General features: G+C 37.3%; 15 protein-coding genes. All 15 read right to left on the reverse strand.

What is annotated here, in order from left to right:
• Nucleotides 1-887: AAA family ATPase (locus tag DW947_RS20575; RefSeq protein WP_165859481.1), on the reverse strand; the 887-nt coding region annotated here is incomplete at its 3' end.
• 569 nt (nucleotides 888-1,456) lie between these two features.
• A complete protein-coding gene (locus DW947_RS20585; protein ID WP_081027294.1) occupies nucleotides 1,457-2,620 on the reverse strand; it encodes a DUF4221 family protein in 1,164 nt (387 codons plus the stop codon).
• 305 nt (nucleotides 2,621-2,925) lie between these two features.
• Nucleotides 2,926-3,108: an NVEALA domain-containing protein gene (locus tag DW947_RS20590; protein ID WP_081027295.1), complete on the reverse strand. Its 183-nt coding sequence runs from the start codon at nucleotides 3,106-3,108 to the stop codon at nucleotides 2,926-2,928.
• Nucleotides 3,054-3,335, reverse strand: coding sequence for a S26 family signal peptidase (locus tag DW947_RS20595; protein ID WP_057088531.1), 282 nt, complete (start codon nucleotides 3,333-3,335; stop codon nucleotides 3,054-3,056). The genes DW947_RS20590 and DW947_RS20595 overlap by 55 nt, the downstream gene beginning before the upstream one ends.
• A 207-nt stretch (nucleotides 3,336-3,542) precedes the next feature.
• The gene (gene lepB / locus DW947_RS20600; protein WP_165859482.1) at nucleotides 3,543-4,253 is read right to left on the reverse strand and encodes a signal peptidase I; all 711 of its coding nucleotides are present in this window, start codon (nucleotides 4,251-4,253) and stop codon (nucleotides 3,543-3,545) included.
• The gene (locus DW947_RS20605; protein WP_133303614.1) at nucleotides 4,201-4,788 is read right to left on the reverse strand and encodes a hypothetical protein; all 588 of its coding nucleotides are present in this window, start codon (nucleotides 4,786-4,788) and stop codon (nucleotides 4,201-4,203) included. The genes lepB and DW947_RS20605 overlap by 53 nt, the downstream gene beginning before the upstream one ends.
• Entirely contained in the window at nucleotides 4,778-5,833 is a 1,056-nt protein-coding gene (locus DW947_RS20610) for a BF3164 family lipoprotein (protein WP_057088537.1), read from the reverse strand. Before DW947_RS20610 ends, DW947_RS20605 begins: the two co-directional genes overlap by 11 nt.
• Nucleotides 5,834-5,925: 92 nt before the next feature.
• Nucleotides 5,926-6,147, reverse strand: a complete 222-nt coding sequence (locus DW947_RS21455) for a hypothetical protein (protein WP_133303615.1) — start codon at nucleotides 6,145-6,147, stop codon at nucleotides 5,926-5,928.
• 52 nt (nucleotides 6,148-6,199) lie between these two features.
• Entirely contained in the window at nucleotides 6,200-7,285 is a 1,086-nt protein-coding gene (locus DW947_RS20615; RefSeq protein WP_117963738.1) for a BF3164 family lipoprotein, read from the reverse strand.
• On the reverse strand, nucleotides 7,254-7,490 hold the full coding sequence (locus DW947_RS20620) for an NVEALA domain-containing protein (RefSeq protein ID WP_117963739.1): 237 nt from the start codon (nucleotides 7,488-7,490) through the stop codon (nucleotides 7,254-7,256). The genes DW947_RS20615 and DW947_RS20620 overlap by 32 nt, the downstream gene beginning before the upstream one ends.
• 138 nt (nucleotides 7,491-7,628) lie before the next feature.
• Nucleotides 7,629-8,645 carry a transcriptional regulator gene (locus DW947_RS20625; protein ID WP_117963740.1) on the reverse strand — a complete coding sequence of 339 codons (1,017 nt, stop codon included), beginning with the start codon at nucleotides 8,643-8,645 and terminating at the stop codon, nucleotides 7,629-7,631.
• A gap of 232 nt (nucleotides 8,646-8,877) precedes the next feature.
• Nucleotides 8,878-9,216: a hypothetical protein gene (locus tag DW947_RS20630; RefSeq protein WP_022402349.1), complete on the reverse strand. Its 339-nt coding sequence runs from the start codon at nucleotides 9,214-9,216 to the stop codon at nucleotides 8,878-8,880.
• A gap of 35 nt (nucleotides 9,217-9,251) precedes the next feature.
• Entirely contained in the window at nucleotides 9,252-9,455 is a 204-nt protein-coding gene (locus tag DW947_RS20635; protein ID WP_117749160.1) for a hypothetical protein, read from the reverse strand.
• Between the two features lie 66 nt (nucleotides 9,456-9,521).
• Nucleotides 9,522-10,634 carry a transcriptional regulator gene (locus DW947_RS20640; protein WP_239420935.1) on the reverse strand — a complete coding sequence of 371 codons (1,113 nt, stop codon included), beginning with the start codon at nucleotides 10,632-10,634 and terminating at the stop codon, nucleotides 9,522-9,524.
• 202 nt (nucleotides 10,635-10,836) lie between these two features.
• On the reverse strand, nucleotides 10,837-11,907 hold the full coding sequence (locus DW947_RS20645; RefSeq protein ID WP_087332930.1) for a BF3164 family lipoprotein: 1,071 nt from the start codon (nucleotides 11,905-11,907) through the stop codon (nucleotides 10,837-10,839).
• Nucleotides 11,908-11,981 lie beyond the last annotated feature (74 nt).

Consider the following 11,981-nt stretch of genomic DNA (forward strand, 5'->3'; position numbering starts at 1 on the left):
CCCGTGGAGAACCAATAGTTCTTGTATTCTTTGGAATTGAAAGCATTGAACAGACTGAACGGGTTGTAAATATCCGCACAAGCCTTGCTGAAATGATAACCGTCGTACTGCCGCTTCAAATGCAGGCAGGCCTCTTCGTAAGTTTCACCGTTGGCTTCGGCCATCTGCCTGATGTCGGGTTTCAACTGTGTCAGCAGTTCCTGCTCGGTGATGCCGCAGAGGGCACTGAAGTCATCGCGCATACTGATATTTTGCAAATTGTTCAGTTCGCTGAAGATGCTCAGCTGGCTGAACTTGCTGATACCCGTGATAAAAAGGAAACGGAGATATTGACCCAACCCCTTGAGAGGACTGAAGAACTTGCGCATCTCGTTGCGAAGCTGCTGCTGCAAAAGCGTATCGGAATTGCTGTCGAGCAAAGGAGCATCGTACTCGTCAATCAATACCACAACCGGCTTGCCGGTCTTGGCGTAGGCACGCAGGATGATGCCTTGCAGACGGGCAGCAGGACTCTCTTCCCCTTCCATTTTTCCATAAATCTCTTCCCAACGGGATAAGAAGAGATTCAGTTGCTCCTGCAAATCAAAAAGTTCGGTATATTTAGTCAGACTGAAGTCGACGTGCAGCACCGGGTAAACCTCCCATTCCTGCTCCAGACGTTCCATGGCCAGTCCCTCGAAAAGTTCCTTTTTCCCCAGGAAATAGGCCTCCAGCGTAGACACGAGCAGACTCTTGCCAAACCGGCGGGGACGGCTGAAGAAATAGACCTTATCTGTATTCACCAATTCATAAACCAGCTCCGTCTTGTCCACATACACACAATTCCGGTTACGAAGTTCCTCAAAATTCTGTATCCCTATCGAGTAACGTCTGCCAATCAATTCCATAGTTGCTACTGTTTTAAATTACAAGTATGACAAAGATAGCACATATTCCGCAAATAAAGAAAGTACGCCCTTTTTTTTCAGGGCAACCGCACCCCAATACCCGTTTGTGCCCACAGGAACAGGTTAAATGAAAAGTTATCGAGTATCATCAATAAAGCGACACTTTACTCGCAATAAAGTGTTGCTTTACTCGCAATAAAGTGATACTTTATATTCAGCAAAGTGTTCGTACAGCTGTTGTACGCTGATAAAGAAGACGTTGAGTTCGTCCGTCTCAACACGAGGATAGTCATTTCTAACCAAGCTTTTGCCTGCAACTTACAACTAAAACAACCTAAAGAATCAATATAATTAACAATAGAGAATTTTATTCCTGATTTTTCATAATTCTTTAAGGTGTCCTTTCCGTATATTGTAAAAGTAGATTCTAAAGGATAGAGTATTTGCTTTCTTTCCCATTTTTTCACCAAGCAAATCATACTGTCTTTTGACGTATCTTGCTTACAAGATATATATACACCCACGACAAAAACTAACAATAAAACCAATCTTAAATATTTCATCATATATCATTTTCTTAGTCCCTTTAATTCTAATTTCTGGAAACGTAATATATCATCAGAATACTCAGGATTTTTTATATGATTCAAACTAATATATAATCCATCTTCCAATATAAAAGAAAGATTTGAATTATAAATATATGCCGGAAAGAAAGTTTCTCCAAGAATATTCAAATTCTCATCCAATATCATAATAGAAAAATTCTTTCTACCAGAGCGAAGCAACTCAACATAATCACCTGTATAATCATCAATCTCACAAGGAGGATAAACAAATCTATAATAAACATTTCTATACTTATCATATAGAATTTTACCATAAGAAGCATGCTCACACTGTGCTTTCACCATTTTCTGAAAATTTTCTTCATTAGAACGAAAAACAGTCACATTTTCTATATATTTACTTTTAGCTTTCTTTTTTTCTACTGACCTATGTTCAATAGACGTTAAATACAAATCTTCATCAGCATTAAAAGAGTATATGAATTTATTCCCATCATAGCAACAAGAATATTCAGCCCCAAAAGCACCAACCGTTCCAAAGTCTTTACAACTAATCAAAGGAGGAAATCTCATAGGTAGCGCTTTAATAATATTTTCTGCTGTATCAATTACCACTTTAATAGGACTTTCTGCTATAGCTTTATCACCTAACCTTAAGTTTATTGTTTGAGGAATATATAAATTATTACCAATAAAAACCATTTGGGATCTATCGCTCAACATAAAGGGCTTCAACTCTTGGTTATCTCTCGTTTTCTCATAAGTTATTTTACGCCGCACTTTCCCCACAGTATCTACAACAAATATCGTATTAACATACATACTTGGAATAAAAATATGCTGCATATCAGCAATATAATATCCTCCAAAACCGCCAACTACAGAGTTGTCTCCTTCAGTGTTTATACATAATCTTTTAATTAAACACTGCGAATCTATTGAATATATAAGAATCTCATTTTTAGGTAAATTTTGATAACTCAAATAATCTTCCCCATTTTCATTAAAAAGGAAAACTGAAAATTGAGGCATTTTAACTTCGTCTATAACTGGAAAAGCTAAAACTTTATTTGTTTTTTCTAACGAATATCTGCTTGTACTAACTTTACGCGTACAAGATAAGGTTAACACCACCAAACATAAAAACAACAAATATTTAATCATAAGTATATTGTCACAATTAATTTACTAAAACTACACTACTCAATATCTTTATAATGCAGTTAAATATTAGCCTGCATTATTCACACATAAGCGTTAAAAAACTCAAGGATACATCAATCAACAAATTGATTTAGAATCCAAAAACGATACTCTTACAAGATACAAAAACAAGAGCATCAACGCCTTAATTCCTAACGAAGTGATACCCTCTTTAACTAGTTAGTGCCTATATTCCTCATCATCTATTAAAATAGAGGCGTATAAATATTCAACAGATAAAGTTTCACTTTACACGCCTCGCAAATTTACATAAAGCAGGGACAACCTAATCCGTCTCCTAATGGTGTACAAAACCAATAATTACCATCAGCCCATCGGCAATTGAATCCAGTGCCCCATTCACCACCAGCCAATGCTTCCACATTAGCCAATGTCAAATCAGACAATGCCTCCGATTTCTGATTTGCATAAACTCCATATCCCGCAATCGCTGCAAATGCTCAAGCACATTGAATAGGCGTGCTCCACCCGAACATTTATCCACCAGAATACAATCACCCGCCAGCAACGACGGTTCCATCGAGTCCGACGGTATCTTGAAGGAGGTCACCACAAACACCTGCAATACTATCAGTATCACAACAAGCAGGCACAGACAGAATAATACGTTCGTTATTCCATTCAACCATTTTTTCAATTGCAGCCGCTCCTTCATCACCAAACTATTTCATTAACCACATTTTCTCAAATTCATATTCTATCACTTCAAAAAGAGCTAAATTACACATCTACAGAAAAGCCGAAAACGGCATATCCTACAACCACTGCAAATACTATAACAAGCCTTCTTCAACCATATGTTTATTCCATTCCTATCACATAATTATATACTATTTCTCAAGTGAACTACAGTTTTTAGCAGCTATCTTATAACTCGCCCCATTTTCCCTATAATCAAATCTTCAGAGACTACTCCAAAATGACGGGAATCTTCAGAATAATGAATATTATCTCCTAATACAAAATAGCAGTTACATTTAGCAATATATAATGAATCTTTCTCTATGTACCGAAATATCCTATTTTTTTTCATATATTTTTTTTCTATTTCATTCAACATTTTTTCTGAGACTCTCATACCTTTGTAAGGTACTATAGAAAATGGAGTAATCAAAGGAGAATGAGTTTCTTTCAAATAATCCACTATAGAATCTCCAGGTAATGCTACACATCTTTTTATAACAAAGTTACTCTGTAACATAGGATTGTTAAAAACGATTATATCGTCTCTTTTTATTGGTAAGAAATTACCTAACCGATTAAACATTTTATCTTTTGAAAAATCTAAAATCTGATTTATATAACCATTAGGCGTACAATAATAAGCCAAAGTTCCAATCCATGGGACTTCAAACACATTTCTTGGTAAACGTATCCCATTACAGCATTTATATATAACTACATAATTCCCGTTTTGTAATGTCGGGTTCATTGAACTACCAGACACATGAAATATATCTATTACAAACATCTTTAAACAAACATTCACCAGCACAAATAATCCAAAATAAGCCAAACATTTACTCCATCTTCTCAGCTTTGTTTTCAAAAAGTTCAAGAATTGTTTTTTCATATAATTCTGCCAATTTTTCATTAAACATGGGATTCCCTATCAATCTAATATTATCATCTCGATCTATTAATATTGCTTGAAAACGGTCATCATATAATTCATTCTTTTGTATAAACTCTTCCTCCTCATCATAAACCCAAGAACCACTCCAATATTGCGTAACTCTTTTTTCAATGTTATACCCTTCCGCATTAACATAAGCAATGATTGGAATACGAAATCCATACTTTTTCTGTAATACTAATGAAAAATTGTTCCAAAAAGAAAATTTAAGCAAACACGAACTACAATCTATATCTACATTTATAAGAACCTTTGCCCAATGCTTATCTTTATCATTATTATAGAAGAATACTAAAGCATTTTTTTTTGTTATGTCAGGATATATAGCCTTCTTATTCAAATGATTCCTTATAAAATTCTCTGAATAATTTTTCCATTCATGCATATCCTTTACTTCTTTTTTTCCCACACAAGAAGAAACAGATAGAGAAACAGAAAAAAGAAAGCCTACAAAAACAATACTACAGTTCATATCTCAATACTAAATAACCATCCTCTGAAGACTCAAGTGCAAACAAAACTTTGTCATCAGGAGAAACTACAATTTGTAACATATCTTTCCCCAAATCTAAATCACGTATCCATTCGCCACTCCACTTATAACATTTCACAATACTTCCTCTTGTCACTCCAGGAACGCAATCCTTATTCTTTTTCCCATTATACAGAATATAAACACTCTCATCAGAAGCTGTTGCACAAACATAATAGCGCATGGATTCACCAGTATAAGCTCCTTGCATATTACCATTACCTAATTGGGCAACATAAATATCATTAGGTAATTTCTTTTTCTGAAAATTCACACTTACATCATCTCCATGCAAACGGACAAATCCCAAAATATCAGATCCATAATAAGCCATAATCAAATTGTTTGCATTTGGAGAAACAGCACTGCACGATTGATATAAACCTATGTGAGCCCATTCACTTAAACTTTCATTTACTTTATCTTTATCAGGATAATTTTCATAAAAAGATATATCACTCATGTTCTTATCAAAATAAGACAGCATCCCTTTAGGACTTGCACATGCAGCAAAAAGTTTATCATTTGACATATATCGCCACCAGTCCCTAATTGCACTTTCATCCGGTAGTTTCTCTGGATTATAATAAAAAACAGTAGAAATAAAAGGATTATCATTTTCTAATTCCTGTTCTAAAATTCGATACATTAAATGCCGAGACGCATCAGGGATATAAATGCAAGAATCAACCGATGAATATTGAATACCCATCATGTGCAGGACTTCATTAGGTCCTTCACCGCGAAACAAAAACTGATTCAATCTCTTCCCTCCCAACGAAAAGACATCTAAAATCGTATCACCCTTTACATTGCCTAATATAAAATACTTATCTGTTACACACATGTAATAAGGGCAGTTTAAAGCATCATCCGAAAGAAAGATATTTGGAACTAATTTCTGAATATCCCCCTTAGATCTTTGACTCCCACATGATGACAATAATACCAAGTTGATAAAAATAAAATAATATACAGCTTTCATAAACATTATTCGACAAATACAAATTCCATTAAAAAAGATAAAACATTTTTATCCAAATAATGGAATTTGTATCAAATTTTAACGCAACAACATTAATTCCAAACGGTCAATGCACCAGTACTCGATCCACCTCCCGGAGGTGAACATGGATTCATATTTGAGGCATCACAATGAGCCTCGCCTGCTGAGACTCCAACAGATTCAATGTTCTGCAACATCAAATCACTACTTTCTGATGGTGTATTTAAACCAACCATCAGATTAGCAACCGCAGCACAAATAATGGCTGCACCAATCAAAAACTTCTTCTTCATATTAAATTAAACAATAAAACATGGACTTCACTATTTAGCACATGTTTCTTTATTATCTCAACATTTCATTCCAATCCAACTTATATTCTATTATCGGCTCATCCTCATTCACGTCCGTAGCAAGAATCGTCCCTTTTTGCTCATTCACCAATATGCCATAAACATAATGGTCTAACGCATACCTACAGAGAGGTTCGCCGGTCAGACTAAAAACATAGATATACCGTCCTCCATCCGGCAAATAGACACCTTGCTGTACATTTTGCGCAATTTCCTTAAAAGAGCGCCCATGAAACACCGCATAGATGGCATTGTCAGTAACTTGCACATCACTAAATCCCATGATACCCGTAGGTATTCCATAGCCCTGCGACACTTGAAATTCCGGCTCACCATGCGGACCGATGCGTACCACATGCGTACTATCTTTCAAATTAAAGACTTCAAGTACTTCGCCTAGCTGGGTCACTGCCGCCAGCACTCCATTTCGGGGATTATAGTCGATGAAGCTACGCCATGCCTGGGCCAATGCAGGACGGGCATTTTCCAAAGCATCTTCGTTGGCAGTAGGTATAATGCCCGTCCGACGGAGAAGCCTGCCTTTTGCATCTACCCAGCAGAAACGACTGTCGCCCGAATAGTCCGGAATGACGAAAGTGGTATCATCGTATTGTACAAAATCCAATGGCCGGAACATTTCTTCATCCAGCCTCACCGTCTCTTGACGAGACAGTGAGCCGCCGGATGAAATGAAACCATATCTATTGATTTCCGACTTACCAGCATCGAGCATCCACAAAAAATCCCCATTCCATCGAACATTTTCAGCAGAAAGCATCTCTTCGGGAGCCTCGCCCCGCTTGCCGAACGAAGCAAAATAGCGGAAACCCGGATAGTGGAAAACATGGCAAAAGTAGTCCGTGCCATGCAAATCCATTACCACAGCCTTATCACCCTGCACCCGAACGCGGAACGGATAACGGAACAAAGCGGTGTCCAATGGCTGCACCCTCGCTTTCAGCTCGATTGTTTGCGGAAAATCCATGTAGACAACAGAAGTTGCTACTTTTTTCTGCGTACAAGAGGAAAAGGATAGTGCGGATAGGCTAATGAGGCATGCTATAATAAATTTGCACATGAGCTACTCCTTGATTTGTTAAAGGACAAACTATTGAACCACTCCCAAAACATTGGCCGTCACTTCCACTCTCACCAGCAGCCAATGCCTCTATATTTTCCAATAGCAAATCATCCAGCTTTTCCGAATGACTAATTTGAACATAGCTTAAAACCGAAATGGCACTAATTGCCAAAGTTCCTAATAACTTCACCTTGCTTTTCATAGTGTTTTTGTTTTTTGTTACACAAGCAAAGATAAAAGGATTATTTTGGCTTTTGCAAGTCTTTATTCGGAAAACGCCCAAAGTTGGGGCGTGAAAAAAAGTTCACACCCGACACACCAATATGGGTTAACATTTCATCTACTTGGAGATAACAATTTGATACCCATTCCTTTCCGGCAGAAGAAGAATCTGAATGGAATCGTCCGCCTCAAAGAGTTTACCCAATAAGCTTATTGCTTTTCTGCGGCGGCTGCCTAAATTCAAATCACTCAATGGCCAACCGCAAATTTCCACTATTTCATCGTTCGTCAGGAAAAGTTCGGACGACTTGGCAAAACCAAGTAATAACTTCGCGGCTTGTGGCGTACAAGATACTTTTTCACCTTCATAAGTCAGTGTATGGTTGACGGAATCAAATATATACTTCCCGAACCGATAAGTGCTCTTTGTCAACGTATCAGCCGTTTTTCTCTTTCTATACTGTTGACCCCCTACATAAATCGCCAGTCCCAATAGCAGAATGCACAAAATGCAGGATAGTATCTGCAGCACATGGTCTGCCCAATCCACACAGTGCCCAAAATCAGGCAACATATAAGCTGTCAACCTCATTGTGTACATATCGTCCAAATAGTAAGTGCCTAAATCATTCTGTGAAGCAATTATAGTTTCATCTCCAGTAGATAATTCTTGCACAATGCCCTTTCCCATCGGATTAACCTTCAGAAAAAGAGCACACATGGCTCCGCCATACCTATCATTCATCTCAGCTTTCCACTCAAGACAAATCTCTTCCAATGGAAATTTTCCATAATAATTCAACATATCGGCTTTAAACCCTACGACATCCAACGGGAATAGTCCTTGTGCCTCTTTCAATGAATCTATTATCACTTCAAATTCACCATCTTCTGATATCGCTTTCCTTTTGGTATGCTTCTTACCACCATCAGACCCAGATGCATAGAACATCCCCAGCCCATCAAATTCCCGATTCACGACCCGTTCCGCAACCTTCCGCAGAGTTTCTACAGCAACCTCCTTAGCCACGTCTTGTCCCTGGTTGGCATTATCATATAATGCTACTATCACAGACACTGCCACCACTACAATGGCACATATCCATATCATAAGAATCTTCTTATAGCGTTTCATCTACTCCTTCCTTTCTGTTGCTTATTCATTTCTACCCATGCACTCGAAGAGGCATCCGCTTAATAGCGCCAAAGTTAAACAATAATATAAAAGAAAAAAGAAAAAATGAATACAAAAGTTACTTTTATTCACCTATACTCACGATGAAAAAATATTCCTATTAAAAATCCGTTCGGTTATCGATACTGGTAATCAGTATATCCTACACGCCATGAGCCGTCAATTAATTATCTTATAATTCATATTTCACCAAGACAAAATCCGGATTCACCCCTATGGCATACAACGTATTACTCTGTTCTTCAGAAGCTATACGCATTACGGGAATACCCAAATCAACAATCTTCACTAAATTTCCATCATAATCATACAAGAAAACAGTATGAGGGCATTTGCTTGCATCCCTTCCCACTGTAGATTCATCCGTATCATCTTTTCTACGGTCTCGTTGCAATGTAATAATAAAATCCTTACTCATACAGAGTCCCCGGACACCTTTTACCCTGCGGTCAAAAATCACCTCATTGTTCCGAATCTCGTATTCGTCACCATCTGTTCGCCATTCCCACACTAATGAAAATTTATCCTCATCCTGCTGATACAATGCTAAATAAGGGAAATCATAACAAGAATAGACAAATACTCCACGAGATGCATTATATCCTCTCTCCCCCCCCCTAAATATTGTTTCACCTGCGGAATGGGATAATTGCCAACCGAAGAAGCCTGACCATGCAATAGGGTTTCAAAACAATGTTCCGCACCAGCATCCGCAATTCCAATATACACATTCTTTGCATATTCAGCCATGGCAGGACGCGATAACCGTTCGTCTGACAAGCACTTATTTTAGGCTTTGTCAGATGAGAGATTCCATCATTCATTCAAGGATTTTTTCAATGAAATGGGACTTTTTAGTTGATAACAAAATTTTTTATTTTCTATCCCCCAATCAGAGACTTCGGACAGGGCTTTTCGTAATCTTGTTATTACAGTATGTACATTACCCGGTGTTACTGAACCGTCCGGCCACAATAGTTCCATAATTCCATTGACTGACAACCTATAATCTTCCGCATCCAAGAAGGCTTGCAGCAGTCTTGCAAGGGTTGCCGTCAACTTCACCCTATTGTCTACTCTATACAGCACACCGGAATCGGCATTAAAAAACAAATCATCTTCCAACCGATAAACATGCGCCTCACTCCTATCTACTGCAATCATCGGTATTTCTTTCTCCACAAATATCGGAACTGTTTTTTCTACCGTCACCTCTTTGACAAAAAAACGGCGATAGACTTTAGCAATGTATTCTTGCAGAAAAAACAGCAGAAAGCAACAAAGAACAAGAGCGCACAAAAGAATCTTATCCTTAGCAGTAAAAATGTTCAACCAAGAATAATACAAATATCCCGTCACACCAATTTCGCACCTATAGCCCAAATAACAAGACATAAGACTATCCGGTTTTAACATATAAAGTGAATCGTCCGAAAAAGTATAAGTTTCACGTTCATCCCAATCAGCCACAGATATACGTACTACCGTTTTCCCAGAATAATTCATTTCTTCCAGTAAGCGATACCATATCCTATTCAACGAATCAGCTTGCAAAGGGAACATATGCAGTATATAAGAGTGCATCCCTCTCAAATTAGAAGATTGCTCCACATTATGAAAGTACTTTTCATAAGGAACAAAAAAGTCCTTTTTACCATATTCACTTTCCATTTCTACCTTTATCGGCTCCTTCTTAATGTCAATGGAATCATCCGGTAACCTAATATTCCCTGACGAACTGAAATACACGTCAACTTCATTCCTTTTCTGCAACTCCTTCCCTAAAGCTACACGAAAAGCACTGCGTGCCTGCGTTTCCCAGTACTCCATCCGGTTTTGATATACAAACCAACCAGTAATTACTGCTGCAATAATCCCTATAGCAACGTATATCAATAGCATTTGCCGTCTCCCTCTTTTCTCGTCCACGTTGTGTGTGTTCAAATATTAATCCGCCTCAAAGTTAGATATTTTTTTAACAAGAGACACCCATCTTAATCATCTTCTTACCGTTTGCTTAATAAAGGACGGCGTGATACCATTGCGCAGCAGGTAAAATGCTTAAGAAAAACCAAGAACTGATAAGAAACAGTATTTGGATAGAGCGAGCCAACCATAAACATAACTTAATCTATTTCAAAGTATACTGTACCAGTTCCACTTCACCTTTATCAGCCAAAGCATACAAGACATCATCATTATCAGAAACACAAAAATTTGTCAGTGGATAATCAGTTTCAAACTTATTTATCGGTTTTCCATTCCAAGATAACTGATAAATGACATTAGCTTTAAATGCATCCATACCAGCATCTCTAAAATTCTTTCCGGAATACAGCAGATAGATGTAATTATCCGTTGCATATGCCATGGTAAAAGACATTTTATTATCTGCACTCATTGGAGCCGATCGATATTCACCTGTTTCTTCTGTAACATAATTGGGATATCCACCTATCAATTCATAAGTTTTCTCAATTCCATCTTTATTTACAGAAAACAGCATAAAGATAGGAGCACTACACACAGCATACAAGAATTTGTCCAATGACCGATTAGAGCACAAAGTCCCTTGATAAGCCATCCCTCGCAAACGATTTGAAATAGCTTTCTCGCGACTATCTTTATAAGGATATTCAAAAAAGAACTTACTTCCAATAGAATTATCCGTAAGACTCAACATGTTACTTTCATAGAATCCTAATCCAAGATATGCGTCATATTTTGTCGGGGATAGCTTAATACTCGATAAAGTATCTTTAAAAACAACTGGAAAATTCATTTCTCCACGCTTAACCTTATCTAAGTTTATCTCACGCAATTCATGTTTATATGCATCATAAACACCAAGAATAGAATCGGACTTCATATTACAGAAAGCAAAAACTTGCAAGAATTCATTATTTCCTTCACCTTTTTGCCCAAAACGATAAACCCTATCGTTTTCTTTCAAATCAACCAAAAGAAAAAGAGAATCTCCAATATCATCATAAATAAGCAAAGATGAATCTACATATTGGATTAAAAAAGGACGTCCCAAAATTAATTCTCTATCCAAACAAGCCTCTGAAATAAGCTTCTTTGTATTTATAAAAGTACGATCCCAATCTTCTACACTACTATCTGGTTTTTGCACACATGATGCAAAAACACTCAATATGCAGAACAAATATAAAAAGCTGTTTAACCTAATTAATTTCATGTTTCCCTAATTTATTAATAAAGTTTCTTCTTCTAATCCGCTTTAGCTATTTTCCACCCGCCAATCGTCCGCGT

The sequence above is a fragment of the Bacteroides sp. AM44-19 genome, assembly GCF_003603395.1.
GTDB lineage: Bacteria > Bacteroidota > Bacteroidia > Bacteroidales > Bacteroidaceae > Bacteroides > Bacteroides uniformis.